At 71.4% G+C, this 24,699-nt stretch carries 25 protein-coding genes and 2 tRNA genes; 10 read left to right on the top strand and 17 right to left on the bottom strand.

Annotation, left to right across the window (positions count from 1 at the left end; genetic code table 11):
- Positions 1-48 precede the first annotated feature (48 nt).
- From rsrA to J7I94_RS18405, 4 genes are all read right to left on the bottom strand, one after another.
- Positions 49-360 (bottom strand): mycothiol system anti-sigma-R factor, encoded by a 312-nt coding sequence (gene rsrA, locus J7I94_RS18420; protein WP_215168218.1) that lies wholly within the window; start codon positions 358-360, stop codon positions 49-51.
- Complete coding sequence (sigR, locus tag J7I94_RS18415; protein WP_215168234.1) at positions 357-1,043, bottom strand: RNA polymerase sigma factor SigR; 687 nt, start codon at positions 1,041-1,043, stop codon at positions 357-359. The genes rsrA and sigR overlap by 4 nt, the downstream gene beginning before the upstream one ends.
- 311 nt (positions 1,044-1,354) lie before the next feature.
- Complete coding sequence (locus J7I94_RS18410) at positions 1,355-1,990, bottom strand: alpha/beta family hydrolase (protein ID WP_374198400.1); 636 nt, start codon at positions 1,988-1,990, stop codon at positions 1,355-1,357.
- Positions 1,991-2,003: 13 nt separating this feature from the next.
- Entirely contained in the window at positions 2,004-2,822 is an 819-nt protein-coding gene (locus tag J7I94_RS18405) for an SOS response-associated peptidase (protein WP_215168216.1), read from the bottom strand.
- A gap of 49 nt (positions 2,823-2,871) precedes the next feature.
- Between J7I94_RS18405 and J7I94_RS18400 the strand changes: the two genes are divergently transcribed.
- The 4 genes from J7I94_RS18400 to J7I94_RS18385 all read left to right on the top strand — a co-directional run bounded on the left by J7I94_RS18400 (position 2,872) and on the right by J7I94_RS18385 (position 6,516).
- Entirely contained in the window at positions 2,872-3,585 is a 714-nt protein-coding gene (locus tag J7I94_RS18400) for a M50 family metallopeptidase (protein WP_215168215.1), read from the top strand.
- A 134-nt stretch (positions 3,586-3,719) separates the two neighbouring features.
- The gene (gene aroA / locus J7I94_RS18395) at positions 3,720-5,036 is read left to right on the top strand and encodes a 3-phosphoshikimate 1-carboxyvinyltransferase (RefSeq protein WP_215168214.1); all 1,317 of its coding nucleotides are present in this window, start codon (positions 3,720-3,722) and stop codon (positions 5,034-5,036) included.
- A gap of 17 nt (positions 5,037-5,053) precedes the next feature.
- Complete coding sequence (gene rsgA, locus J7I94_RS18390) at positions 5,054-6,064, top strand: ribosome small subunit-dependent GTPase A (RefSeq protein ID WP_215168213.1); 1,011 nt, start codon at positions 5,054-5,056, stop codon at positions 6,062-6,064.
- 128 nt (positions 6,065-6,192) lie between these two features.
- Positions 6,193-6,516, top strand: coding sequence for a multidrug efflux SMR transporter (locus tag J7I94_RS18385; protein WP_215168212.1), 324 nt, complete (start codon positions 6,193-6,195; stop codon positions 6,514-6,516).
- Between the two features lie 21 nt (positions 6,517-6,537).
- Here J7I94_RS18385 and J7I94_RS18380 read toward each other — a convergent pair whose 3' ends face one another.
- Positions 6,538-7,152, bottom strand: a complete 615-nt coding sequence (locus J7I94_RS18380; RefSeq protein WP_215168211.1) for a TetR/AcrR family transcriptional regulator — start codon at positions 7,150-7,152, stop codon at positions 6,538-6,540.
- A gap of 158 nt (positions 7,153-7,310) precedes the next feature.
- On the opposite strand from J7I94_RS18380, the gene hisN reads away from it, so the two are divergent.
- Together hisN and J7I94_RS18370 are read left to right on the top strand one after the other, a co-directional pair.
- Entirely contained in the window at positions 7,311-8,111 is an 801-nt protein-coding gene (hisN, locus tag J7I94_RS18375) for a histidinol-phosphatase (protein WP_215168210.1), read from the top strand.
- Between the two features lie 147 nt (positions 8,112-8,258).
- A complete protein-coding gene (locus J7I94_RS18370) occupies positions 8,259-8,645 on the top strand; it encodes a cyclic nucleotide-binding/CBS domain-containing protein (protein WP_215168209.1) in 387 nt (128 codons plus the stop codon).
- Between the two features lie 68 nt (positions 8,646-8,713).
- On the opposite strand, the gene J7I94_RS18365 is transcribed toward J7I94_RS18370, so the two are convergent.
- Positions 8,714-10,165: a catalase gene (locus J7I94_RS18365; protein ID WP_215168208.1), complete on the bottom strand. Its 1,452-nt coding sequence runs from the start codon at positions 10,163-10,165 to the stop codon at positions 8,714-8,716.
- Positions 10,166-10,308: 143 nt separating this feature from the next.
- Here J7I94_RS18365 and J7I94_RS18360 point away from each other — a divergent pair, with 143 nt between their 5' ends.
- Positions 10,309-10,725: a Fur family transcriptional regulator gene (locus tag J7I94_RS18360; RefSeq protein ID WP_215168207.1), complete on the top strand. Its 417-nt coding sequence runs from the start codon at positions 10,309-10,311 to the stop codon at positions 10,723-10,725.
- A gap of 141 nt (positions 10,726-10,866) precedes the next feature.
- Here the strand turns inward: J7I94_RS18360 and J7I94_RS18355 are convergent.
- The 4 genes from J7I94_RS18355 to J7I94_RS18340 form a co-directional block, all read right to left on the bottom strand.
- A tRNA-Met gene (locus J7I94_RS18355) sits at positions 10,867-10,940 on the bottom strand.
- Positions 10,941-11,111: 171 nt separating this feature from the next.
- Positions 11,112-12,929 carry a tetratricopeptide repeat protein gene (locus J7I94_RS18350; protein WP_215168206.1) on the bottom strand — a complete coding sequence of 606 codons (1,818 nt, stop codon included), beginning with the start codon at positions 12,927-12,929 and terminating at the stop codon, positions 11,112-11,114.
- A 226-nt stretch (positions 12,930-13,155) separates the two neighbouring features.
- A tRNA-Met gene (locus tag J7I94_RS18345) sits at positions 13,156-13,229 on the bottom strand.
- Positions 13,230-13,282: 53 nt separating this feature from the next.
- A complete protein-coding gene (locus J7I94_RS18340) occupies positions 13,283-16,249 on the bottom strand; it encodes a UPF0182 family protein (RefSeq protein ID WP_215168233.1) in 2,967 nt (988 codons plus the stop codon).
- Positions 16,250-16,416: 167 nt separating this feature from the next.
- Here J7I94_RS18340 and J7I94_RS18335 point away from each other — a divergent pair, with 167 nt between their 5' ends.
- The gene (locus J7I94_RS18335) at positions 16,417-16,959 is read left to right on the top strand and encodes a PPA1309 family protein (RefSeq protein ID WP_251075350.1); all 543 of its coding nucleotides are present in this window, start codon (positions 16,417-16,419) and stop codon (positions 16,957-16,959) included.
- 3 nt (positions 16,960-16,962) lie between these two features.
- Here J7I94_RS18335 and J7I94_RS18330 read toward each other — a convergent pair whose 3' ends face one another.
- From J7I94_RS18330 to J7I94_RS18315, 4 genes are all read right to left on the bottom strand, one after another.
- Entirely contained in the window at positions 16,963-18,057 is a 1,095-nt protein-coding gene (locus J7I94_RS18330; RefSeq protein ID WP_215168204.1) for a PDZ domain-containing protein, read from the bottom strand.
- Between the two features lie 78 nt (positions 18,058-18,135).
- Positions 18,136-18,300 (bottom strand): hypothetical protein, encoded by a 165-nt coding sequence (locus tag J7I94_RS18325; protein ID WP_215168203.1) that lies wholly within the window; start codon positions 18,298-18,300, stop codon positions 18,136-18,138.
- Between the two features lie 133 nt (positions 18,301-18,433).
- Complete coding sequence (locus tag J7I94_RS18320) at positions 18,434-18,895, bottom strand: molybdenum cofactor biosynthesis protein MoaE (RefSeq protein WP_215168202.1); 462 nt, start codon at positions 18,893-18,895, stop codon at positions 18,434-18,436.
- A gap of 131 nt (positions 18,896-19,026) precedes the next feature.
- Positions 19,027-20,148 carry an SDR family oxidoreductase gene (locus J7I94_RS18315; protein WP_215168201.1) on the bottom strand — a complete coding sequence of 374 codons (1,122 nt, stop codon included), beginning with the start codon at positions 20,146-20,148 and terminating at the stop codon, positions 19,027-19,029.
- Positions 20,149-20,341: 193 nt separating this feature from the next.
- On the opposite strand from J7I94_RS18315, the gene J7I94_RS18310 reads away from it, so the two are divergent.
- Positions 20,342-21,772 (top strand): zinc-dependent metalloprotease, encoded by a 1,431-nt coding sequence (locus J7I94_RS18310; RefSeq protein WP_215168200.1) that lies wholly within the window; start codon positions 20,342-20,344, stop codon positions 21,770-21,772.
- Positions 21,769-22,296 (top strand): NUDIX hydrolase, encoded by a 528-nt coding sequence (locus tag J7I94_RS18305; protein ID WP_215168199.1) that lies wholly within the window; start codon positions 21,769-21,771, stop codon positions 22,294-22,296. Before J7I94_RS18310 ends, J7I94_RS18305 begins: the two co-directional genes overlap by 4 nt.
- 103 nt (positions 22,297-22,399) lie before the next feature.
- Here J7I94_RS18305 and J7I94_RS18300 read toward each other — a convergent pair whose 3' ends face one another.
- From J7I94_RS18300 to J7I94_RS18290, 3 genes are all read right to left on the bottom strand, one after another.
- The gene (locus tag J7I94_RS18300) at positions 22,400-23,155 is read right to left on the bottom strand and encodes an AIM24 family protein (protein ID WP_215168198.1); all 756 of its coding nucleotides are present in this window, start codon (positions 23,153-23,155) and stop codon (positions 22,400-22,402) included.
- A 17-nt stretch (positions 23,156-23,172) separates the two neighbouring features.
- A complete protein-coding gene (locus J7I94_RS18295; RefSeq protein WP_215168197.1) occupies positions 23,173-23,853 on the bottom strand; it encodes an AIM24 family protein in 681 nt (226 codons plus the stop codon).
- A 13-nt stretch (positions 23,854-23,866) separates the two neighbouring features.
- The coding region (locus J7I94_RS18290; RefSeq protein ID WP_215168196.1) for an AIM24 family protein at positions 23,867-24,699 on the bottom strand (833 nt) is incomplete at its 5' end.

Below are 24,699 nucleotides of genomic sequence, written 5' to 3'. Positions count from 1 at the left end.
CCTCGCCATGTCCCGCCGCTTAACTCCATCGAGTGACGCGTGCGTCGATCAGGTTTCCTGCTCCTGGGGCCGTGCGACCGCCACGTCGTGCTCGGGGACGGACTCCCCGGACCGGATCAGCTCGATCCGTCCCATGACCTTGGAGCGCAGGTCACCGGGGACGTCGTCCTGCCCGCAGCACCGCTTGACCAGCTTCTTGACGGCCTGCTCCAGACCGTACTTCTCCAGGCACGGCGAGCATTCCTCGAAGTGCGTCTCGAACTTGGTGCACTCCGTGTCCGGCATCTCTTTGTCGAGGAACTCGTAGAGATGATCGAGGATTTCGCTGCAATCCGTCTCGTGCGGCTCTCCGCAGCTCATGACCCCGAGCCTTTCGCTTCGTTCGACTCTCCGGCGCCGGCCGGGACCAGTCCGCGGTCACGGGCGTAGTCCTCCAGCATGCCGCGCAGCTGGCGGCGCCCCCGGTGCAGCCGTGACATCACGGTCCCGATGGGTGTCCCCATGATGTCCGCGATCTCCTTGTAGGCAAAGCCCTCGACATCCGCCAGATACACGGCGATGCGGAATTCCTCGGGGATCGCCTGGAGCGCCGACTTCACGTCCGAGTCGGGCAGGTGGTCGAGCGCCTGCGACTCGGCGGAGCGCAGACCGGTCGACATGTGCGACTCGGCGCGGGCGAGCTGCCAGTCCTCGATCTCCTCGGCCGCACTGCGCTGAGGTTCGCGCTGCTTCTTGCGGTAGGAGTTGATGAAGGTGTTGGTGAGGATCCGGTAGAGCCATGCCTTGAGATTGGTGCCCTCGCGGAACTGGTGGAAGGACGCGTACGCCTTGGCGTACGTCTCCTGCACCAGGTCCTCCGCGTCGGCCGGGTTGCGCGTCATGCGCAGCGCGGCCGAGTACATCTGGTCGAGGAACTCGAGCGCGTCCCGCTCGAAGCGCGCGCTGCGCTCGGCGGTCGTCTCCGTGCTCGCACCACCCCGGCCCTCGGGCTGCTCCGCCTGGCCGTTGTCGGTCCCTGCGTCGGTACCGGTGACCGGACCCACCTCCTCCACTGCCGTCACGGAACCGAATCCGGTCCCGCTCGAATCGGAGGATAGACGACTTCCCGGTCCGCCCGCCGCCCGGACGGGGGCGGTCTTCGCCGCGTGCAGCACCGACCACTCCAGGTCGGGGCGGCTGCCACGGGCGGAAATCGATTCTGCCGGGCGCAGCCCGTCCACGGGGTGGTGGTGGGAGACGGGCGGGCAGAAGGTCGAACCCATGCGGCGGACTTCCTCTCCTACGGCTGCGGTGCTGGGGCACCAGCACGTACGACCCTCACAACAGCCGCCGGCCGCCGGTCATTCCCTGGAGTTCACTCCAGTGAGCCGGTCCACTTCACGACCGCGTCCGTGATCACCGCGAGTGCCTCGTCCTGGGTGAGCGGGGCCCGCTTGGGGACCGCGAAGCCGTGATCGCCGTAGGGGACCTCGGTCAGTTCGTACGGGCCGTCCGGGAACTCCGCCGGCCTGCCGAACGGGTCGTTGCCGCCCTGTACGACGAGGGTGGGCACGCCGGCGCCGAGCAGTTCGCCGGCGCGGGACTTCTCCGGCTTGCCCGGCGGGTGCAGCGGGAAGCCGAGCGCGAGGACCGCGCGGGCGCCCAGTTCGGTGGCGGTGCGGCAGGCGACGCGGGCGCCGGCGCTGCGGCCCCCGGCGATCACCGGCAGACCGGGGGCGGTGAGCGCGGGCCACAGGCCCCGCCAGCCGGTGTCCAGGGACTTCGGCGCGGGCGCCAGCTTCCTGCCGGCCACCCGCCAGGGCTGCTCGACGAGGGCGACGGTGACGCCGTGCGCGGGGAGGGCGGCGGCGAGGGCCGCCAGGTCGCGGGCCTCGACGCCGCCGCCGGCGCCGTGGCCCAGGGCGAGGACCAGCCGGGCGTCGCGCGCGGGGTGCCAGGTGATGCGGGCGGTTCCCGCTTCCGTCTCGGTGGTCTCTTCCGTAACCGTCACATCAGGAGTCACATCAGAAGAGTGTGCCCTCCTCCGGTCCCTCCAGCTCCTTCAGCAGCTCCGGTCCGTTGTTGCGGACGTTGCTGACGGCGGTGGTGACCGGGTAGGCGCGCATCAGGCCCTCGGGTGGCGGGGCGAGCAGCGCGCGCAGGTCGTCCGGGTCGGTGCGGGCCGGGTCGAGCCAGGCGTCCCAGCGGTCCGGGGTCAGCATCAGCGGCATCCGGGGGTGGATCTCGGCCAGCGCGTGCGGGCCCTCGGCGGGCGCGACGGCCAGCGGGGCCGTCTCGGCCTCCGTGGTGATCACCGAGCAGGTCACCCACCAGGCCGACGGGTGGTCGTCCGGCAGCGTACGGTCCCGCCAGAACTCGTACAGCCCGGCCATCGCGAAGACGGACCCGTCGGCCGGGGTCACGAAGTAGGGCTGCTTGCGGGGCCGCTTCTTCTTGCCCTCGACCTCCAGGTCCCGCTCCTGCTTGCCGGTGACCCACTCGTAGTAGCCGTCGGCGGGCAGGACGCAGCGGCGGGTGGCGAAGGCACGGCGGAAGGACGGCTTCTCGTGCACGGTCTCCGCGCGGGCGTTGATCATCCGGGCGGCGCCCTCGGGCGTCCTGGACCAGGAGGGGACCAGCCCCCACCGCAGCTTCCGCATCTGGCGAACCGGCCGGGGGTCGGCGGCGTCTTTGAGGGGGCGGTCGAGGACGGCGTAGACCTCTTTTGTAGGGGCCACGTTGTAATCCGGCTCCAGAACCGTCTCTTCCGGCTCCCACTTCTCGATCTCAAAGACTCCTGCGAGATCCTCGGGTCCACGACTCGCCGCATACCGTCCGCACATACGTGCAACACTGCCAGATTCCGCCGGACCGGAGGGGCCCTCACCGCACATGGACAGCACCACAGCCACCTCGCTCTGGGACGAGATCACCGGTACCCAGCCCGACCCCGACCTGTGGGTGGTGATCGCCACCCTGGTCGCCGCGCTGGTGGTCGTCGTGCCCCACCGGCCGTGGCGGATAGCGCGCAACGCCATCACCATCGCGCACGAGGGCGGGCACGGGCTGGTGGCGCTGCTCACCGGCCGGCAGCTCACCGGCATCCGCCTGCACTCGGACACCAGCGGCCTCACCGTCAGCCGCGGCAAGCCGACCGGGCTCGGCATGATCCTGACCGCGGCGTCCGGCTACACCGCTCCCCCGCTGCTGGGCCTGGGCGGCGCCGCGCTGCTGGGCGCGGGGCGCATCACGCTGCTGCTGTGGCTGGCGACCGCGCTGCTGCTGGCCCTGCTGGTGATGATCCGCAACGCCTACGGGGCGCTGACCGTGGTCGTCACCGGCGGGCTCTTCGTCGTGGTGTCGTGGCTGGCCGGTCCGCAGGTGCAGGCGGCGTTCGCGTACGCGGTGGTGTGGTTCCTGCTGCTCGGCGGGGTGCGCCCGGCGTTCGAGCTGCAGGCGAAGCGGTCCCGGGGCGGCGCCGGGGACTCGGACGCGGACCAGCTGGCCCGGCTCACGCACGCCCCGGCGGGGGTGTGGTTCTTCCTGTTCCATATGGTGTCCCTGTGCTCGCTGCTCGGCGGGGGCCGCTGGCTGCTGGAGCTGTGAGACGGCGCCTGACGTGCCTGACGCGGTGAGACCGGATGCATATATGCATGGCACGTACCATGACGGTGTTTCGGTCTGGTTTCGCCACTTTTGATCAAGATCTCCGATCGCTCTCAGCCACTAAAGTGGGCCCCATGACGCTGAACCCCGCGCACACCGCCCTCTGGCCCGCCCCGCACGCGAGCGGAGCCGTCGACGCGACCGTCCACGTGCCCGGGTCCAAATCGGTCACCAACCGCGCCCTGGTGCTCGCCGCCCTCGCCTCCGAGCCCGGCTGGCTGCGCCGCCCGCTGCGCTCCCGGGACACCCTGTTGATGGCGGGCGCGCTGCGCGAGCTGGGCGTGGGCATCGAGGAGGGCGTCGGACCGGACGGCACCGGAGAGTTCTGGCGGGTCATCCCGGCGGGCCTGCGCGGCCCGGCCACCGTCGACGTCGGCAACGCCGGCACCGTGATGCGCTTCCTGCCCCCCGTCGCCACCCTCGCCGACGGCCCGGTCCGCTTCGACGGCGACCCGCGTTCCTACGAGCGTCCGCTGCACGGCGTGATCGACGCGCTGCGTGCCCTCGGCGCCCGCATCGACGACGACGGCCGCGGCGCCCTGCCGCTGACCGTGCACGGCAGCGGTGCCCTGGAGGGCGGCCCGGTGGCGATCGACGCCTCCTCGTCGTCGCAGTTCGTCAGCGCCCTGCTGCTCTCCGGCCCCCGGTTCAACCAGGGCGTCGAGGTCCGGCACACGGGCTCCGCGCTGCCCTCGATGCCGCACATCCGGATGACCGTCGACATGCTGCGCTCGGTCGGCGCCCAGGTCGACACCCCCGAGTCGGGCGGCGAGCCGAACGTCTGGCGGGTGACGCCGGGCGCGCTGCTCGGCCGTGACCTGACCGTCGAGCCGGATCTGTCCAACGCCCAGCCGTTCCTCGCGGCGGCGCTGGTGACCGGCGGCAAGGTCACGATCCCGGACTGGCCGGCCCGTACCACCCAGCCCGGCGACCGGCTGCGCGAGATCTTCACCGAGATGGGCGGTTCCTGCGAACTGACCGACTACGGCCTGGTCTTCACCGGATCGGGTGCCGTGCACGGCATCGACGTGGACCTCTCCGAGGTCGGCGAGCTGACCCCGGGCATCGCGGCCGTCGCCGCCCTCGCCGACTCCCCCTCGACCCTGCGCGGCGTCGCCCACCTGCGCCTGCACGAGACGGACCGGCTGGCCGCGCTCACCAAGGAGATCAACGAGCTGGGCGGCGACGTCACCGAGACCGCCGACGGCCTGCACATCCGCCCCCGCCCGCTGCACGGCGGGACCTTCCACACCTACGAGGACCACCGCATGGCCACCGCCGGCGCGATCCTCGGCCTGGCGGTGAAGGACGTGGTGATCGAGAACGTGGCGACGACGGCGAAGACCCTGCCGGACTTCCCCGACCTGTGGACCGGGATGCTCGGGGCGTAAGGGACGCGGGAAAAGCCATGCGCCGTTACGGCAAGCACACCGACGAGGACGACATCCGCACCCGGCCGGGCCGACGCAACACCCGGCCGAGGACCAACATCCGCCCCAAGCACGAGGACGCCGCCGAGGGCATGGTCCTCACCGTCGACCGGGGTCGGCTGACCTGCCTCGTCGAGGGCCGTACGGTCATGGCGATGAAGGCCCGCGAACTGGGCCGCAAGGCGGCGGTGGTCGGCGACCGGGTCGCCCTGGTCGGCGACATGTCCGGAGCCAAGGACACCCTGGCCCGCATCGTCCGCATCGAGGAGCGCACCTCGGTGCTGCGCCGCACCGCGGACGACGACGACCCCTTCGAGCGGGTGGTGGTCGCCAACGCCGACCAGCTCGCGATCGTGACCGCCCTCGCCGACCCCGAGCCCCGCCCCCGCCTCATCGACCGCTGCCTGGTCGCGGCGTTCGACGGCGGCCTCACCCCGCTCCTGGTGCTGACCAAGTCGGACCTGGCCCCGCCGGACGACCTGTTGGAGCTGTACGGCGCCCTGGACATCCCCTACGTCGTCACCAGCCGCGAGGAGCTGGCGGACGGCGACGCCGCCGACCGGGTCCGCGACCATCTCACCGGCAAGATCACCGCGTTCGTCGGCCACTCCGGCGTCGGCAAGACCACGTTGGTCAACGCGCTGGTCCCGGATGACCGGCGGCGTTCCACGGGCCATGTGAACGCGGTGACGGGACGCGGCCGGCACACCACCACCTCGGCACTGGCGCTGCCGCTCGCGGCCCCCGACAGCTGGGTCGTCGACACCCCGGGCGTACGGTCGTTCGGCCTGAACCACGTCGACCCGTCGCGCGTGATCCACGCCTTCCCGGACCTGGAGCCGGGGACGGAGGGCTGTCCGCGCGCGTGCGGTCACGACGAGCCGGACTGCGCCCTGGACGCCTGGGTGGCCGAGGGCCACGCGGACCCGGCGCGGCTGTACTCGCTGCGCCGGCTGCTGGCGACGCGGGAGCGGAAGGAAGGCGACTGACCTTCACGTTGTTTGCGGGGGCGTGGTGCCGGTAAGTGCATAATCGCACCCAAGCCGGAACCAAGCACGGGCAAAGCGGTCACGGTACCTGGGACCACGGGACGACGGGGACTACTGGAGGACGACACATGGCGTGGCTGCTGGTCATAGTGGCCGGGTTGCTGGAGACCGGGTTCGCCGTGTGTCTGAAGCTGTCCCACGGCTTCACGCGGCTGTGGCCGACCATCGCCTTCGCCGCCTTCGCGCTGGGCAGCTTCGGCCTGCTGACCCTCTCCCTGAAGAAGCTCGACGTCGGCCCCGCCTACGCCGTGTGGACCGGTATCGGCGCGGCGGGCACCGCGATCTACGGCATGGTCTTCCTCGGCGACCTGGTGTCGACCCTGAAGATCGTCTCGATCAGCCTGGTCATCCTCGGCGTCATCGGACTCCAGCTGTCGGGTTCCTCGCACTGACCCCCGGCTCCCGGCGAGCCGTCACGCCGTCAACCGCCGCGGCAGCGCCGTCCGTACGAGGTCGGCCACCCCGCCCTCGGCCGGCGGCGCGGCGACGCAGGACAGGGCGAGCCGGACGACGAGTTCGCAGACCCGGGACAGGTCGGCGGCGTCTGTCCGAGCCTTCGCGGGAGTGCTCCCGGCCAGGGTCGCCGCCGCCCGGTCGCGCACGAGCGCCACGAGGTCACCGGGCGAGGGCAGCGGCCCGTCCGCCCGGCGCTGGGCCGGGACCGGGGCGGTGGAGGCCACCGTCGCCGGCGCCGGCGACGGCAGCCGCGCCTCCCAGCAGCCGGTGAGCAGGGCCCGTACCAGCGCGTTGCGGCGGGCGGCCGCGGTGGTCCACTCGGCGGCGGCGGTGAGCCGCGCGTCGGGACCGCCGGGGCAGGCGAGGGCGCGGTCCACCCCGGCCAGGAAGCCGTCCGCCTCCCTGCGCACCAGCGCCCGCGCGAGCCCCTCCTTGCCGCCGAACTCGTTGTAGAGCGTCTGCCGGGACACCCCGGCCGAGGCGGCCACGTCCACCATGCGCACCGCGGACCAGGGCCGGCGGGCCAGCGCCGCGCCGGCGGCGTCGAGCAGGGACTCCCGCGCTGCGGGCATCGTCGCCTCCCCAGGAGCGAGCGGCTCTGCGGCACAGGTTCGACGCGCCCCCGGGCACTGTCAAGGGTCCGCGCGCCCGCCCTCGGGACACCCCGGGCCACCCGGTGGACCGGCGGCCCTGTTGGCCCGTCCCGGCCCTCGGCCGATACGGTTGCCGCATGCCCGACTACCTGGACGACCTCCGCCTGGCCCACGTCCTCGCGGACGCCGCCGACGCGACGACCATGGACCGCTTCAAGGCCCTCGACCTCAAGGTCGAGACCAAGCCGGACATGACGCCGGTCAGCGAGGCGGACAAGGCCGCCGAGGAGCTGCTGCGCGGCCACCTCCAGCGGGCCCGCCCGCGGGACGCGGTGCTCGGCGAGGAGTACGGCGTGGAGGGCACCGGTCCCCGCCGCTGGGTGATCGACCCGATCGACGGCACCAAGAACTACGTCCGCGGCGTCCCGGTCTGGGCCACGCTGATCTCCCTGATGGAGGCGGGTGAGGGCGGCTACCAGCCCGTCGTCGGCGTCGTCTCCGCGCCCGCCCTGGGCCGCCGCTGGTGGGCGGTGAAGGACCACGGCGCCTTCACCGGCCGCAGCCTGACCTCGGCCACCCGGCTGCACGTCTCCAAGGTGTCCGGGCTCTCCGACGCCTCCTTCGCGTACTCCTCGCTCAGCGGCTGGGAGGAGCAGGGCCGCCTCGACGGCTTCCTGGACCTGACCCGCAAGGTGTGGCGCACGCGCGCGTACGGCGACTTCTGGCCGTACATGATGGTTGCGGAAGGGGCGGTCGACCTGTGCGCGGAGCCGGAGCTGTCGCTGTGGGACATGGCCGCCCCCGCGATCGTCGTCACCGAGGCCGGCGGCACCTTCACCGGCCTCGACGGCCGCCCGGGGCCGCACAGCGGCAACGCGGCGGCGTCCAACGGGCTGCTCCACGACGAGCTGCTGCGCCACCTGGAGGGGCGGCACTGACCGAGGGGGGAAGCAGGAGCGGGGCCGCACCCTTGTTTACCTTCGCTTTACCTGCCACTCTGAGGGTCCCCCCATTTGTGAATTTGTGAATCCATGAACTACCTCATGGGTTTCACAGGAGTGGCTCACCAGGAGGTGGCTCCGCCCATGCTCGTCCGCGACGCCATGAGCACGGTCGTCCTCACCATCGGTCCCGACCACACGCTGCGCCAGGCCGCCGCCCTGATGGCCGCCCGGCGCGTGGGCGCGGCCGTCGTCCACGACCCCGACGCCGAGGGCATCGGCATCCTCACCGAGCGCGACATCCTCAACTCCGTCGGCCGGGGCCAGGACCCGGACGCCGAGCGCACCCACGCCCACACCACCGGCGACGTCGTGTTCGCCGCGCCGTCCTGGACGCTGGAGGAGGCGGCGCTGGCGATGACGCGCGGCGGCTTCCGCCACCTCATCGTCCTGGACCGCGGCGAGCCGGCCGGCATCGTCTCGGTCCGCGACATCATCCGCTGCTGGACACCGGCCCACGTACCCGCCTGAACAGACGAAACGGGCCGGACCCCCCGCAGGGGTTCCGGCCCGCCGCCACGACAAGCGGTCCAGTGCTGTCAGCCGCGCAGGGCCTGGACCGCGGCCTCCAGCCGCTTGCCGAAGTCCTCGTCCGCCTGACGGAAGTTGTTGATCGCGCGCTCGGCGATGTCGTCGCGCGTGACCCCTGAGATGGCGTTCGCCAGGTTCTTGACCAGGCGCTCCTTCTCGTCCTCCGACATCAGGCGGTACAGGTTGCCCGCCTGGACGAAGTCGTTGTCCTCGGCGTGCACCGGGGTCACGGTCTCGCCGGTGACACCGGTGACCTGCACGCCCTGCCACAGCGCGCGGTCCGTCTGGAACGGGCCGCCGAAGCTGTTCGGCTCGTAGTTCTTCGCGCCCTTGTGGCGGCCGTCGTACAGGTAGCCGTCACGGGAGTGGGTGCGCGCCTCGGTGGCGTGCGGGCGGTTCACCGGCAGGTGGTCGGCGTTGATGCCGACGCGGTAGCGGTGGGCGTCGCCGTAGGCGAAGAGGCGGCCCTGGAGCATCTTGTCCGGGGACGGGCCGATGCCGGGCACGAAGTGCGCCGGGGAGAAGATCGACTGCTCGACCTCGGCGAAGATGTTCTCCGGGTTGCGGTTGAGCTCCATCTTGCCGAACCAGACGATCGGGTAGTCCGCGTGCGGCCACACCTTGGTCAGGTCGAACGGGTTGAAGCGGTAGGTCGCCGCCTCGGCCACCGGCATGATCTGCACGCCGACGGTCCAGGACGGGAAGTCACCGCGCTCGATCGCCTCGCGCAGGTCGCGCTGGTGCGAGTCGGGGTCCTTGCCCGCGAGGACCTCGGCCTCCTCGGCGGTCAGGTTCTTGATGCCCTGGTCCGTCTTGAAGTGGTACTTGACCCAGAAGGCCTCGCCGGCCTCATTGTTCCACTGGTAGGTGTGCGAGCCGAAGCCGTCCATGTGGCGGTACGAGGCGGGGATGCCGCGGTCGCCGAACAGCCAGGTCACCTGGTGGGTGCTCTCCGGGCTCAGACCCCAGAAGTCGAAGACGTTGTCCGCCTCCTGCGAGCCCGTGTACGGGTCGCGCTTCTGGGTGTGGATGAAGTCGGGGAACTTGATCGCGTCCCGGATGAAGAAGACCGGGGTGTTGTTGCCGACGAGGTCGTAGTTGCCCTCTTCGGTGTAGAACTTCACCGCGAAGCCGCGCGGGTCGCGCACCGCGTCCGCCGCACCCAGGTTGCCGGCCACGGTGGAGAAGCGGAGGAAGACCTCCGTCTCCTTGCCGACCTCGGAGAGGAAGGCGGCGCGGGTGTACTTGGTGACGTCCGCGGTGACCTTGAAGGTGCCGTAGGCACCGGCGCCGCGGGCGTGCACGACACGCTCCGGGATGCGCTCGCGGTTGAAGTGGGCCAGCTTCTCCAGAAGGAGCTGGTCCTGGACGAGCACCGGGCCACCGACACCGGCCGTCTCGCTGTTCTGGTTGTCGGCGACCGGAGCGCCGGCCTCCGTAGTAAGCGGTCCCTGAGTCACGTGGGCCTCCTGGCCATTCTTGCTGTTCCTGTCCCTTGGCCGAAGCCGTTGCCGATCCTACAATGGACAATGTCTAAGTCAAGTAAGACTCCAAAGTCACACTGGTTCGGGATCTTGTCCCCCTGGCTGTTAGGCTGGTTCGCATGAGTGACCTACTGGAACGGCTGCGTGGACGCGGATGGCGTATGACCGCCCAGCGGCGCGTGGTGGCCGAGGTCCTGGACGGCGAGCACGTCCACCTGACGGCCGACGAGGTGCACGCCCGTGCCGTCACGAAACTCCCGGAGATCTCCAGAGCCACCGTGTACAACACCCTCGGCGAGCTGGTCACGCTCGGCGAGGTGCTGGAAGTCGCGACGGACAAACGCGCCAAGCGCTACGACCCGAACGCCCACCAGCCCCACCACCACCTGGTCTGCGCCCAGTGCGGCGCGATACGCGACGTCCACCCGGCGGGCAACCCGCTGGCCGACCTCCCCGACTCGGAGCGCTTCGGCTTCACGGTGTCGGACGTCGAGGTGACCTACCGCGGCATCTGCCCGAACTGCGCGGCAGCCTGACCCTCCGCTGTCCCCGGCACCTGTTCGGTGCCGGGGTTTTTCACGTCCGTACGTCCGGCCCGGGGTAGGGCGGGGCGGAGCGGAGCGGGGAAACGCATCGAGGGCCGGAACCCTTTTCGGATTCCGACCCTCGATGATCAGTAGCGGGGACAGGATTTGAACCTGCGACCTCTGGGTTATGAGCCCAGCGAGCTACCGAGCTGCTCCACCCCGCGGCGATGAATGAAACATTACGTCAAGGTCGCGGACGGAAGCAAATCGGGTGACGTGGGCGCGGACGGCGCACAGGCCCGCGCCTCACGCCTCACCACGCGCCCGCCTCACGCCCCACACCCCATCCCTCACCCCTACGTCCCACTGTTCACGCACACCGCAGGCCCCCGGCCTCACGCCGACAGCTCCTCCCGCAGCGCGTCCCGCAGCCGTGCCGCCCGCTGGGCGACTTCCCTGGGGCCCAGGGTGACCGCGCGGTCGGCCCAGCGCTGGCCTTCGGAGAGCTCCCCGCGGCGGGCGTAGACCAGGGCGAGACGCAGCGCCGCCCGGCCGTGGCCCGCGTCGGCCGCCCGGGTCCACCACAGAGCCGCCTCCGGCTCGCTGCCCTCGCGGGCCAGCAGCAGCCCGAGGTTGAAGGCGCCGTTGCGGGAGCCCGCCTCGGCCGCCGCCCGGTACCAGCGGGCGGCCTCCACGACGTCGCCGCGCGCCGCGGCCAGCATCCCGACCCGGACCTGGGCCCGGCGGTGGCCCTGGCCGGCCGCCCGCTCGTACCACTCCTCGCACTCGGTCTTCTCGTGCGCCGGCTCGCCCAGCTCGTGCGCGGGCTCCGGCGGCCGGCGGGCGTCGAGCAGCGTGGCCAGCCGGTACGCGGCCTCCGCGCTGCCGCCCCCGGCCGCGCACCGCAGGTGCCGCTCGGCCTCCTGCTCGTCCCCGTCCCGCAGCCGGGCCATCCCGACCTGGAGGGCGGCCTCGGCGTGCCCGGCGGAGGCGGCCCGCTCGTACCAGCGCAGCGCCTCCTCGTCCGCCCCGCGGCCGGCGTACAGGATGCCGAGGTTGAAGGCGGCGTCGACGCTGCCGGCCTCGGCCGCCTTGGAGAACCAGGGCTCGGCCCCGGTCCGGTCGCCGCCCTGGAGCAGCAGAATGGCCAGCGCGTTGGCGGCCTCCCGGTGTCCGGCGTAGGCCGCGCGCCGGTACCACTGCTCGGCCTGCTGGGTGCGCCCCTGCTCGGCACAGAGCAGGCCGAGGTTGTAGGCGCCGTTGTCGTCGCCCGCGTCCAGCGCCGCCCGGTACCAGCGCTCGGCGGTCTGCGGCTCGCCCCGCTCGGCGTGCAGCGCGCCCAGCGCGTTGGCGGCGTTGCCGTCGCCCTCCTGCGCGGCCCGCAGCCACCACACGGCGGCGCTCTCGGTGTCCCCGGCGTCCCGCAGCAGGAAGCCCAGCGCGCAGGCGGCGCGCGCCTCACCGTCCTTGGCGGAGGTCAGGTACCAGCGCCCGGCCTCCTTCAGCTCGCCCCGCCGCTCCAGGATCGTCCCGAGGTGCAGCGCGGCCCGCCGGTGCCCGCGGGCCGCCGCCTGCCGGTACCACTGCTCGGCCTCCTCGGCCGCCCGCGCGGCATCCTCACCCCCGGGCTCCTCGGCGCTGCGCCGGTCCAGGGTCCGGGCCAGCCGGTACGCGGCCTCCCGGTGCCCCCGCTCGGCGGCCACCCGCATCCAGCGCTCGGTCGCGGTGTCGCCGCGGTGCTCCAGCAGGTCGGCGAGGGCGTAGGCACCGAGGACGTGCCCCTGTTCGGCGGACTGGCGCAGCCAGTACTCGGCGGCGGGCTCGTCGCCGCGCTCGCGGAAGTGGCGGCCCAGCGCGTGCGCCGCCGCGGCGGATCCGGCGACGGCGGCGATCCGCCACCACCCGGCGGCCTCGTCGGCGTACCCGCGCTGGTGCAGCAGGACGCCCAGGTTGTTGGCGGCGGCGCGGTCACCGGCCGCGGTGGCGGCACGCAGGTGCGGCTCGGCCCCGTCGAGATCACCGCGGCGCAGCAGCATGGACCCCAGAACGCTCATCGCTTCGACATCGCCGGCCTCGGCGGCGAACCGCCGGCGCACTTCCTCGGCCGCCTCGTCGGCGGCCTCAACGGTCTCGTCCCGGACCCCATCGGGACCGGAAGACTGCGCAAATCGCCCCGTCTCGAACAGAGTTGCCATGTCCCCCATAACGTCCATCGTCGCACCACCTGCAACCTGCGTACACCCGGTATACCGCAGTCAGTGAGGTCACTTCAGCGTTTTGTCGACATGCCCACAGAGAGACAAGTCAAACACAGATCACTCAACTCCCGCCGCAGACACGGCCGTCACCGGGACCGTTACCCGCGTCCGCCTGCGTCGATCTGTGTCCGCACATGACGAAGGCCCGGATCCCTGATGGGATCCGGGCCTTCGCCGTCAGTAGCGGGGACAGGATTTGAACCTGCGACCTCTGGGTTATGAGCCCAGCGAGCTACCGAGCTGCTCCACCCCGCGCCGTTGTGTTCTCAACCTATCACGGCGCGGGAGGGAGCCCGACCAGCGGCCGGTCAGCCGCTGTCCGCGGAAGCGGTGTCGCTCGCGGTCGGGGACGGACTGGTCTTGTCCTCGTCCCCGTTCTTGCCGGCGCCGCCGCTGCCGCTCTTGTCGGCCTCCGCCTGGGCCTCCTCGGCCCGGGTCAGCGCTTCCTCCAGGTCCTTCTGGGCCTCGCCGTACGCCGTCCAGTCGTTCTCCTTCAGGGCCTTCTGGCCGGCCTCGAAGGCTTCCTGGGCGTCGTTCAGCGCCTCCTGAACCGTGGGGTCGCTCGACGTCGGCGGCGGATCGGTGCTGTCGTCGTCGCCCTCGTCCGGTGGCTCGGCCGTCGTGCCTCCGTCACCGAAGACCTTGTCGAGCGCCTCCTCCAGGGTGTCCTCGAAGGCGGTCTGGCCTCCGTAGGTCACCAGCACCTTGCGCAGCAGCGGGTACTTGAGGCCGCCGCCGCGTACGTAGACCGGCTCCACGTAGAGCAGTCCGCCGTCCAGCGGCACCGTCAGCAGGTTGCCGTACTCCACTTCCGAGTCGCCGCCTCTGAGCAGCCTGATGGACTCGGCGATGTCCTGTTCGGAGTTGAACTGGCTCTGCACCTGTTTGGGACCGTCGACGGTCGTGCTCGTCGGCAGCTTCAAAATTCTGATCTTGCCGTAGCCGCTGGTGCCGGCCTCGGCGTCGACCGCCATGAACGCGCTGAGGTTGTCCCGCCCGTTGGGCGTGAACGTGGTCGTCAGCGAGAACGCCTGCTGGTCCTGGTCGGGCATCTTCATGCTCAGGTAGTACGGCGGCACCGCGTCACCCGACTTGTTGGTCGGGTCCTCCGGCACCTGCCACACCTCGCTGCCGCTGAGGAACGTCTCCGCGTCGTCGACGTGGTAGCGGCTGAGCAGCTCGCGCTGGACCTTGAACAGGTCCTGCGGGTAGCGCAGATGGGCCATCAGGGCGTCGGAGATCTCCGCCTTGGGCTGCACCGTGTCCGGGAACGCCTTCATCCAGGTCTTCAGGACCGGGTCCTGGGTGTCCCACTGGTAGAGCTTCACGTCGCCGGTGTACGCGTCGACGGTCGCCTTCACCGAGTTGCGGATGTAGTTGACCTGGTTCTGCTGGGCGACCACCGCGCGGTTGTCGTTGGCCGCGGTCAGCGAGTCGGCCGTGGTGTCGCCGAGCGTGGTGCGGGAGGCGTACGGATAGCCGTTGGTGGTCGTGTAGGCGTCCACGATCCACTGGATACGGCCGTCCACCACAGCCGGGTAGGCGTCGCCGTCGATGGTCAGCCAGGGCGCGACGGCCTCGACGCGGTCCTTGGGCGTGCGGTTGTACAGGATGCGCGAACCGTCGCCGATCGCGCCCGAGTACAGGATCTGCGGCTCGTTGAACGCCACCGCGTACGCGGCCCGGTTGACCGGGTTGGAGAGGTTGACCCCGCCGTCGCCCTTGTAACTGGTGGTCTTCTCACCGCTGTCGTCGGAGTAGTCGATCTCCTTCTGGGGACCGCCGACGATGGAGTACGTGTCGGTCTTCTCGCCGTAGTAGATCCGCTGTTCGTACTCCGGGAGGTCGCCCTCGGAGGGCAGGTTGGACTCGGTGAAGACCGGACGCCCCTCGGCGTCGACCTCGGTTCCCTTGGCGGCGACCACACCGAAGCCGTGGGTGTAGCGGAAGTGGTTGTTGATCCAGTTCTGCTTGTCCACGCCGGCCAGGTTCAGCTCGCGCAGGCCGATCACCGTGTCCTGGTCGGCGCCGTCCTCGGTGCTGTAGCGGTCGACGTCCAGGTTGGTCGGGAAGGCGTAGTACTTCCGCATCTGCTGGAGCTGCTGGAACGTCGGCGAGACGATGTTCGGGTCCATGATCCGGATGCTGGCGGCGTCGGAGACGTCGTCGCGCAGCTGGGTCAGGTCCTCGGTGTCGCTCTTGCCGTCGTACTCGGTGACCTGGGTGCCGTCGATGCCGTAGGCGTCGCGGGTCGCCGCGAGGTTCTTCTCGACGTACGGCGCCTCCTTGGCCTGCTCGTTCGGCTGGACCTGGAACTTCTGCACGATCGCCGGGTAGAGACCGCCGATCAGGATCGCGGAGAGCACCATCAGGCCGAAGCCGATGACGGGGAGCTGCCAGGTGCGCCGCCACAGGGTGGCGAAGAACAGCAGGGCGCAGATGACGGCGATGCAGAACAGGATCGTCTTGGCCGGCAGGTAGGCGTTGGCGTCGACGTACCTGAGGCCCGTCCAGTTGTCCGTGGCCTTGAAGTCACTGGACTTCACCGCCAGCCCGTACCGGTCCAGCCAGTACGCGACCGCCTTCAGGGCGACGAAGATGCCGATCAGCACGGAGAGGTGGCCGGTGGCCGCTCCCGTGGCGCGGGCGCCCGGGCTGGTGACGCGCAGGCCGCCGTACAGGTAGTGGGTGAGCGCGGCGGCGATCACGGAGATGATCACGGCGGCGAAGCCGAAGCCGAGCAGGAACCGGTACCAGGGCAGGTCGAAGGCGTAGAAGGCGACGTCCAGCTTGAACTGGGGGTCCTTCTGGCCGAACGGCACGCCGTTGACCCACATCAGCCAGGTGCGCCACTGGCCGGCCGCCGAGGCCCCGGCGATCAGGCCCACCAGGGCGGTGATGCCGAACAGCAGCCACTTCTTGTAGGGCGCGATGCCCATCCGGTAGCGGTCGAGGTTCTGCTGCTCCATCGACATGGCGCTCAGCGGCGGGCGCATGCGGTGGGCGAGCCAGATGTTGAACCCGACGGCGAGCGCCATCAGCAGGCCGAAGACGAAGAAGAGCCCGATCTTCGTCCACAGGGTGGTGGTGAACACCGACGAGTAGTCGACCGACCGGTACCACAGCCAGTCCGTCCAGAAGCCCGCGAACATGGTGAACGCCATGGCCAGTACGGCCAGGACGCCCAGCGTCAGCAGCAGGGTCCGGACACGCCGGGAGGGGCGTCCCACTCTCATCCGTGGCCCTGTCGGGCCTCCTCCGCCGCGGTCCGGCATCTGGAAAGCCAAGGTGAGCACCTCGAAGTTCGCTGTTGTAGGTCCGTCAGGCCCTCGGGTTCGCGGGCCCCTCGTGCGCCCCCGTGCCCGTGGGCCCACACTTATGCAACTTACTCATCGTTTACTCGGTTCCCGATTCCGGCCCCGAACGAGGCAGGATTGTGACCATGTCCAACACCCCCATGGCGGCCAGCCCGCTGACCCGGTCCGTACTCGAGATCGACGAGTACGTCGCCGGTCTCGGCTGGGACCAGCCCGCCCGCCTCTTCGCACTCGTAGACACCGCACGGCTCCAGGCCGAACAGCCCTCGCTCGCGGACCGGCTCGGTCTCGGGGACGAGGGCGAGTCGGCCGGCCTCACTCCGATCGAGCAGGACGAAGTACCAACGGACCGGCCGCTGGACGAGTTCCTGGGCACCATCGCCTGGCCGGACGCGGTGGCCGGCTGCGCGCTCTCCGTGGAGCGGCTGATGCTGCCGCCGTCCGCCGAGGCGCAGGTGCCGGAGGGGCTGGGCGAGGCCGAGCTGACCAAGTGGGTGGCGGACCACCCGGACCGGCAGGAGGTGCGGATGACGGTGGCCGTGCTGCGCGACGGGGCCCGCGAGTCGGCCCTCAGGCTGCGCGAGAAGGACACGCCGACGGAGGTGCTCACCGGGTCCGACCTGGTGCCGGGGCTGGCCGAGGCGCTGGCGGCGACCTTCGCCGAGTAGGCGCTATCCGGCGGTGCAGGAGGGCAGGGCGTCCGTGTCCCCCGAGCGGATGTCCTTCAGCGCGTCCAGGGCGTCGTCGATGGTCTTCACCTTGACCAGGGTGAGCCCGTCGGGGGTGTCCTCGGCCGCGGCGGCGCAGTTGTCGGCGGGCGTCAGGAAGTACCGGGCGCCCTTGTCGCGGGCGCCGACGGTCTTCATCTCGATGCCGCCGATCGGGCCGACCGTGCCGTCGTCGTCGATGGTGCCGGTGCCCGCGACGAACTCGCCGCCGGTGAGGTCGCCGGGCGTCAGCTTGTCGTAGATGCCGAGCGCGAACATCAGGCCGGCGCTGGGGCCGCCGACGTCCGCGAGCTTGATGTCGATGCTGAACGGGAAGGTGTGGTCGGTCCCCGCCGAGATGCCGACGATGGCGCGCTTCTCGCCGGTGTCGTCGGAGGAGGTGGTGGTGATGGTGACCTTCTCGGTGGTGGTCGCCGTCCGGTTCTCCTTCTCGGCGGCGGCCTGCTCCTTGGCGGGCACCACCGTGAAGACGACGTCCTCACCGGGCTTGTGCTCGGTCACCAGCTCGGCGACGTCGGCGGGCTGCTTCACCGTCGTACCGTCGACCGACTTGATCACGTCACCGGCGTGCAGCTTGCCCTCGGCCGGGGAGTCCTTGACGACGGTGGAGACCACCACCCAGGACCGCACCGGGATGTCCAGCTCCTTCAGCGCCGCGACCTTGGCGCTCTCCTGGGACTGGCTGAACTCCTCGGCGTTCTCCTGCGTGGACTCCTCCTCCGTCTTGCCGTCCGGGTAGAGCGTGTCGTGCGGCACGACCTTGTTGTCGTGGGCGAGCCAGCCGTAGACGGCCTCGACGAGGTTCATCTTGTAGTCGGCGCTGGTGACGCGGACGGTCGTCATGTTGAGGTGCCCGCTCGCCTCGTACGTCTTGCGCCCGGAGATCTGCAGCACCGGCTCGCCGTCGTGGTCACCCAGCGTGTTCACCGTCGGCCCCGGGGACATCTCCGAGTACGGCACGGGGATGAACACCCCCGCGCACAGGAGTGCGATCAGCATCAGGGTCGAGGCGAGCATCGTCGCGGTGCGGCGTGGCATGGAACGACAGTACGGGACGGTCCTGTCAGCGCACCGTCAGGGCAGCCGGGCAGGGCACACCGCCCGCGAGCGGGTCGCCTACGAGCGTGAGTGCTGCTTCTCCATGGCCTCACGGAAGCGCGCGTACCCGTCGAGCTCGGGGCCGTCACCGCGGATCTTGCGGGTCCGGTTGGCCCAACTGCCCCACAGCCCCGCGACGATCGCGGCCACCAGCGGAATGAGCAACCAGGCGAGCGCAGCCATGCCGACCTCCCGACCCCATGTACGCGACTGACTGATCAGCAGATTAACCATCCGCAGTGTCAACGGTCGTGCCGGGGGTGCGGTTACGCAACCGGACGGGCCCCCGGCAGCCTCGGCAGACGGCTCAGGAGGTTCAGCAGGCGCCCACCCACTCCTCCGTGCCGTCGGCGAACGTCTGGTGCTTCCAGATGGGCACCTCGTGCTTGAGGTCGTCGATCAGCTTGCGGCAGGCGTCGAACGCCTCTCCCCGGTGCGGGCAGGAGACGGCCACGACGACGGCGAGGTCACCGACCTGGAGGTCGCCCACGCGGTGCACGGCGGCCAGGGCGCGCACCGGGTACTCGGCGACGACCTTCTCGGCGATCCGCCGCATCTCGGCCTCGGCGCTGGGGTGGCAGGAGTAGCCGAGCCGGTCGACGTCCGCTCCCCCGTCGTGGTCGCGCACGGTGCCCACGAACAGGGCGGTCCCGCCGGCCGAGGTGTCCCCGACGGCCCGGAAGACCTCGTCCACGGAGAGCGGGGTGTCCCTGATCGCGATCAGCTTCACGGGGTCCGGCGCGGCCTGCTCGCCGGGGTGATCGTTCATGGGTGCCATGGCTCCATCGTGCCGCACGGCGCGGGCGGCGCGGAACCGTGCCGCCGGCCGGTACGCGCGCGTGGCGGCCCGAGCGGCCGGGAATGCGGGGGCGAGGATGGCTCTCGGGAGCCGAAGAGGGCTTACGGCGGTCAGATCCGCCGACGGGCCTTGCGGGCCCGCCGTACCACCGCCGCGGCGCCCAGCAGGGCCACCGTCGCGCCCGCGGCGCCCGCCGCCGTGGCGTCCTTGCGGCCGAGCCGCCGGCCGGCGACGGTGTGCCGGCCGGACACCTCGTCCAGCAGCTCGGCGAGGACCTCCTCGTTCGTGTACTTCGGCCGCCACCCCGCGTCGTGCAGCCGGCTCCCGCTCACCACCCACGGGTACATCGTGTAGGCGAGGTCCCCGGCCGGGGAGGGGGTGAGCCCGATGCGGTGCAGCCGGGCCGCCGCGCCCAGGGCGACCGCGGAGGGCAGCTCCATGCGCCGGATGCCGCTCAGCTCCTCGACCTCCTCCTGCTCCAGCCAGCCGTCGCAGCCGACGGCCAGCTCGCCGTCGACCTTCTCCAGGGCGGCGTACTCCAGCGCCCCGCACAGGTCGTCCACGTGGCAGAACTGCCAGGCGGGCCGCGACCCGGCCACCACGAGCAGCCGGGGCGACTCGAAGTACCTGGTCAGCGCGGTGTCGGTGCCGCCGACCAGGACGGCGGGGCGGACCACGGTGACGTTCAGACCGGGGTGCGCGCGGGGCGCGCGGCGGGCGAGGCGCTCGATCTCCAGCAGGTCGCCGACGCCGGTGGCCTCGGCGGTGGCGCGCAGCTCGGCGTCCTCCGACAGCGGCAGCTCGTTGTCCGGCAGCGCGCCGTAGACCATCGCGGACGTGCACAGCACCACCCGGTGCACACCGGCCGCCGCGGCGGCGGTCAGGACGGTCTGCGTCCCCCGGACGTTGTAGGCCGTCCGGGCGGCGGCATCGGTCTCCAGGTCGAGGTCGAGCGCGAGGTGCACCACGACGTCCGCGCCGCGCAGCTTGTCGGCGATGGCCGGGTCCCGTACGTCCAGGACGTGCCAGTGCGCCTCGGCGCACTCGCCGCGCCGCTCGTCGATCGCCACGACCCGCTTGACCTCGTCGGACGCGGCGAGCCGCGCGGTGAGCAGCGCGCCGGTCCCGGACGCGGCGCCGGTCACCGCGACGACGGGCCCCCGCGCCACGGGGCCGGCGGGACTGGTTGACTGGTTTCGCGCTGCGCGAACCTGTGGATCTGGGGAACTCACCGGGCGTCTCCAGCGGTTGTCTTCAGTACGGACGCGTGTGACGCGTACGTACCAGGTGGCATCCATCCTGCCGCAGGCCGTCAGTCGGCGAAGCACCGAGGCCCGATCCGCCCCGGGTGTCTACGCTGGGTGGTGAATGTCGGGCAGCCGTGCCGCCGGAGAGAACCGGCGGCCCTACCAGCCGAGGAACCCCGTGAGTGACACCCCATTCGGATTCGGCCTTCCGCCGGAGGAGCCGGACGACGGCGACAAGGGCAAGAAGAAGGACCAGCAGAGCGGTGGTGGTCAGGGACCGGCCAACCCGTTCGGTTTCGGCGGCCTGCCCGGGGCCGGAGGCCTTGGCGGCCCCGGCGCGGACAATCCGTTCGCGGCCATGTTCGGTTCCATGAACCCCAACGACCTGGGCGCCGCCTTCCAGCAGCTGGGCCAGATGCTCTCCTACGAGGGCGGCCCGGTGAACTGGGACATGGCCAAGCAGATCGCCCGCCAGACGGTCGCCCAGGGCGCCCCGGACGGCACCAAGGACGCGAGTGTCGGCCCCGCCGAGCGCAGTGCCGTCCAGGAGGCCGTGCGGCTGGCGGACCTGTGGCTCGACGACGCCACCGCCCTGCCCTCCGGCGCGGGCACCGCGGTGGCCTGGAGCCGCGCGGAGTGGGTCGAGGCGACCCTGCCCGCCTGGAAGGAGCTGGTCGACCCGGTCGCCGAGCGCGTCGGCAACGCCATGGGCGACGTCCTGCCGGAGGAGATGCAGGCCATGGCCGGCCCGCTGATCGGCATGATGCGCTCCATGGGCGGCGCCATGTTCGGCACGCAGATCGGGCAGGCCGTGGGTGTGCTCGCCGGTGAGGTCGTCGGCTCGTCCGACATCGGCCTGCCGCTGGGCCCGGCCGGCAAGGCCGCCCTGCTGCCGGCCAACGTCGAGCGGTTCGGCAAGGACCTGGGCGTGCCCCAGGAGGAGGTGCGGCTGTACATCGCCCTGCGCGAGGCCGCCCACCAGCGTCTCTTCGCGCACGTCCCGTGGCTGCGCTCGCACCTGTTCGGCGCGGTCGACGGCTACGCGCGCGGCATCAAGGTCGACACGGCGAAGCTGGAGGACGTGGTCGGCCAGTTCGACCCGCAGAACCCGGAGCAGCTGCAGGAGGCTCTCCAGCAGGGCATGTTCCAGCCGGAGGACACCCCGGAGCAGAAGGCGGCCCTGGCCCGGCTGGAGACGGCTCTGGCGCTCGTCGAGGGCTGGGTGGACGCGGTGGTGCACGCCGCCGCCAAGCCGCGGCTGTCGTCCGCCGACGCGCTGCGCGAGACGCTGCGCCGCCGCCGTGCCTCCGGTGGCCCGGCGGAGCAGACCTTCGCCACGCTGATCGGCCTGGAGCTGCGCCCCCGCCGGCTGCGGGACGCCTCCCGGCTGTGGGCGTCGCTGACGGACGCGCGCGGTGTCGACGGCCGGGACGGCCTGTGGGCCCACCCGGACATGCTGCCGACCGCCACCGACCTGGACGACCCGGACGGCTTCGTCCACCGCGAGCAGCTGGACTTCTCCGAGCTGGACAAGATGCTCGGCGAGGCCGCCGACAAGCCGGACCTGAAGAAGCGGGACCAGCGGGACGAGGGCGACGGAGCCGAGTGAGCCTTCACGACGACGCGGTCCTCGTGCTCAAGGGGTACGAGGGCCAGGACGAGGCCCAGGACGAGCTGCGCGGGCGGTATCTGGACCATCTGGCGGCCCACCCGGACGGCCTGTGGAAGTCCTGCGCGGACGGGCACGTCACGGCGAGCGCCCTGGTGGCCGACCCGTCGCGGGGCCGGGTCCTGCTGACCCTCCACCGCAAGCTGCGCATGTGGCTGCAGATGGGCGGCCACTGCGAGCCCGAGGACGTCACGCTCGCCGCGTCCGCGCTGCGCGAGGGCACCGAGGAGTCCGGCATCGCCGGCCTCGCCCTACTGCCCGGGGGCCCGGTGCGGCTGGACCGCCACCACACGCCGTGCGCCTGGCACCTGGACGTCCAGTACGCGGCCCTGGCCCCGCCGGACGCGGTCGAGGCGATCAGCGACGAGTCCCTGGACCTGCGCTGGTTCGGCTACGACGAGGTCGCGGAGGTGGCGGACGAGTCGGTCGTCCGGCTGGTGGCCGCCACCCGGGCCAGGCTCTGAGGGCTTTGAGGACTCCGAGTGCTCCTGAGTGCTCTGCACGGCGTACAGGTAAGGGGCGAGCACCCACGGTGATCGCCCCTTACGCCTGCGCCTGCGCCTGGGGTCAACTCCAGACGTTGCCCTGGTTCTGACCACGCGCCCCCTGCTGGCCCACGCCGTACTGCGCGCCCAGGCCCGACCCGATCGCCGCGTTCTGTGGCGGCAGCAGCTCACTGGGCTGTACGAGGGCGAAGCCGTTGCCCATGAAGCTCAGCTCCCAGCCCTCACCGGTGTTGCCGCGGCGCCGGAACACCCCCGAGGAGTGCGTCTGGGCCTGCATCTGCACCCGCAGCCCCGTGGACCAGGCCACGATCGCGTCGGCGTCGCAGTTGACGTACGTGTCGGGCGTCACCCGCATCAGCAGCGGGGCGCCGGAGGTCATCAGCGCGACCCGGCCGCGCCCGGTGATGTTGAGCTGGTACTTCCCCGAGCCGGAGATGCCGTAGAGGCTGTCCACGGCGATGACCTCGTGGTGCAGGGAGGAGTCCATCGCCAGCACGTAGGAGCTGTCGACGGTGAGCCCCTCCTGCTCGACGTCCATCACGTGGATCCGCTGGGCGAGGTTGGCGAGGTAGACCGTGCCCTGTCCGTGGCAGCGCATCAGGTCCACTCCCTCGCCCGTGTGCGCACGCGCGCGTGCCTGGCCGCGGCTCTGGAACTCGGCGTCGAACTCGACGAGCCCCTGGTAGGCGACCATCGTGCCCTTGCGGGCGAGGATGTCGTCGTGTCCCTCCAGGGCGACGCGGAGCATCTGCGGGTTCTGCAGGCTCCAGCGTTCCTGGGTCTGCTGGTCGTTGTAGGCGAAAAGCGGGCTCTGCATGGTGTTTCTGCTCCCCCTCAGCCCCGGACCCGGAGGCGGTCGGTGCTGTCCTCACTGGGCTGGACGACGACGATGCCCTGACCGGAGAAGGCCATCTGGTAGGCCTCGCCGCTGCCGCGGCCGATCAGCGACCCCGCCTTGAAGCTGCGCTTGCCCTTCACCTTCAGGTTCGGCGACCAGGCGACGAGCGCGTCCGGGTCGACGTAGGTCTCGTCCTCGCCGCCACCGCAGTCGACGACGATCGGCTTGCCCCGCGAGGTGAGCGCCACCCACCCCTGTCCGGAGATCCTGGTGTTCCACAGCCCCTGGCCGGCGAACTTCGCCAGCCCCTTGACCCGCTCCACGCCCCAGGTGAGATGCGCGTCGAAGGCCAGCAGGTTGGTGGCGTTGACGGAGATCCCCTCACCGTCGAGGTTGATGACGACGACGTCCGCGCCGTAGTCGGCGAGATAGAGCAGGCCGTCGCCGGAGCACTTCATCAGGGGCGCGCCCTCGCCGGTCATCCAGTCCTTGGCGATCTGGCGGACCGCGGGCGGGTTGGGCTCGTACTGCACGAAGCCCTCGTAGGCGACCATCGAGCCCACGCGCGCGAAGAGGTCGTTGCCGGTCTGCACGGCGACCTTCAGCATGTGGTCGCCGTGGTTCTCCATACGGGCGGTGACCGGGGCGGGGGCGTAGCCCGCGAGCGGCTGGTCCATGTCGGGCTCTCCCTCAGATCTCGTACGGCTGGACGACGATGAAGTTGCCGGGCGCTCCCCGGAACTGGAGGTTCACGCTCTCGCCGGTGTCGCCGGGGTAGCTGTTGCGCCGCATCCGCACCTGGCTGGAGACGATGACCTGGGCGGCGGCCGACCAGGCGACGACCGCGTTGCAGTCCGCGAACGTGGTGGGCGTGACCGGCAGGACCACGGGCGTGCCGTGCGTCTTGACGACGATCGTGCCGGTGCCTCGGAACTGCATCGTGAACAGCGCGCCGCCCGGAATGCCGTGGCCCTCGATGCGGCGGATCTCGTACTGCAGGCCCTCGTCGAACGCCAGGACGTTCTCGGCGGAGACGCAGACCGCGTCGCCCTGGAGCTCGATGGGGTGCAGCATCGTGGACTGGTCGGCGAAGAAGACCTGCCCCTTTCCGGTGCAGCGCATCAGCTGCATCTCCTGGCCGGTGGCGTTGCCGACGATGCGGCCGGTGAATCCGGCGCCCTTGTAGCTGAAGTCGACCTTGCCCTGGTAGAGCACCATGCTGCCCTGCCGGGCCAGTACGGGCTGGTCGCCGAGGCCGAGGTCGACCCGGACGAGCTTCTCGTTCTGCTGCGTCCAGCGCTGACCGGTGGGTGTCTCCCGGAACTTCTGCAGCGCGGCGGCCACACCGGCGGGCTGGGACGGGTTCTGGGGGATGCCCTGGGTCTGGGGGACACCCTGGGGCGGCACACCCGGGGGCGGCTGCATGCCGCCCTGCGGCGGTACGCCTTGGGGGGCGCCCGGAGCGCCGTAGGAGGCCTGCTGACCGTACCCGGGCGGCGGAGGCGGGGCCTGCGGGGCCTGCG

This window comes from Streptomyces sp. ISL-12 (assembly GCF_018614415.1).
In the GTDB taxonomy this organism is placed as follows: domain Bacteria; phylum Actinomycetota; class Actinomycetes; order Streptomycetales; family Streptomycetaceae; genus Streptomyces.
Note: the sequence above shows the minus strand (reverse complement) of the source record. Positions and strands in the feature narration are given on the sequence as shown.

What these genes read in the sequence shown, in the direction of transcription:
- J7I94_RS18325 (WP_215168203.1), bottom strand. Translation starts at nt 18,300, where the DNA reads ATGGCTGCGCTCGCCTGGTTGCTCATTCCGCTGGTGGCCGCGATCGTC.
- aroA (WP_215168214.1), top strand. Translation starts at nt 3,720, where the DNA reads ATGACGCTGAACCCCGCGCACACCGCCCTCTGGCCCGCCCCGCACGCG.
- J7I94_RS18320 (WP_215168202.1), bottom strand. Translation starts at nt 18,895, where the DNA reads ATGGCACCCATGAACGATCACCCCGGCGAGCAGGCCGCGCCGGACCCC.
- J7I94_RS18385 (WP_215168212.1), top strand. Translation starts at nt 6,193, where the DNA reads ATGGCGTGGCTGCTGGTCATAGTGGCCGGGTTGCTGGAGACCGGGTTC.
- J7I94_RS18400 (WP_215168215.1), top strand. Translation starts at nt 2,872, where the DNA reads ATGGACAGCACCACAGCCACCTCGCTCTGGGACGAGATCACCGGTACC.
- J7I94_RS18380 (WP_215168211.1), bottom strand. Translation starts at nt 7,152, where the DNA reads ATGCCCGCAGCGCGGGAGTCCCTGCTCGACGCCGCCGGCGCGGCGCTG.
- J7I94_RS18300 (WP_215168198.1), bottom strand. Translation starts at nt 23,155, where the DNA reads ATGCAGAGCCCGCTTTTCGCCTACAACGACCAGCAGACCCAGGAACGC.
- hisN (WP_215168210.1), top strand. Translation starts at nt 7,311, where the DNA reads ATGCCCGACTACCTGGACGACCTCCGCCTGGCCCACGTCCTCGCGGAC.
- rsrA (WP_215168218.1), bottom strand. Translation starts at nt 360, where the DNA reads ATGAGCTGCGGAGAGCCGCACGAGACGGATTGCAGCGAAATCCTCGAT.
- J7I94_RS18330 (WP_215168204.1), bottom strand. Translation starts at nt 18,057, where the DNA reads ATGCCACGCCGCACCGCGACGATGCTCGCCTCGACCCTGATGCTGATC.
- rsgA (WP_215168213.1), top strand. Translation starts at nt 5,054, where the DNA reads ATGCGCCGTTACGGCAAGCACACCGACGAGGACGACATCCGCACCCGG.
- J7I94_RS18335 (WP_251075350.1), top strand. Translation starts at nt 16,417, where the DNA reads ATGTCCAACACCCCCATGGCGGCCAGCCCGCTGACCCGGTCCGTACTC.
- J7I94_RS18360 (WP_215168207.1), top strand. Translation starts at nt 10,309, where the DNA reads ATGAGTGACCTACTGGAACGGCTGCGTGGACGCGGATGGCGTATGACC.
- J7I94_RS18295 (WP_215168197.1), bottom strand. Translation starts at nt 23,853, where the DNA reads ATGGACCAGCCGCTCGCGGGCTACGCCCCCGCCCCGGTCACCGCCCGT.
- J7I94_RS18405 (WP_215168216.1), bottom strand. Translation starts at nt 2,822, where the DNA reads ATGTGCGGACGGTATGCGGCGAGTCGTGGACCCGAGGATCTCGCAGGA.
- J7I94_RS18340 (WP_215168233.1), bottom strand. Translation starts at nt 16,249, where the DNA reads ATGCCGGACCGCGGCGGAGGAGGCCCGACAGGGCCACGGATGAGAGTG.
- J7I94_RS18370 (WP_215168209.1), top strand. Translation starts at nt 8,259, where the DNA reads ATGCTCGTCCGCGACGCCATGAGCACGGTCGTCCTCACCATCGGTCCC.
- J7I94_RS18350 (WP_215168206.1), bottom strand. Translation starts at nt 12,929, where the DNA reads ATGGACGTTATGGGGGACATGGCAACTCTGTTCGAGACGGGGCGATTT.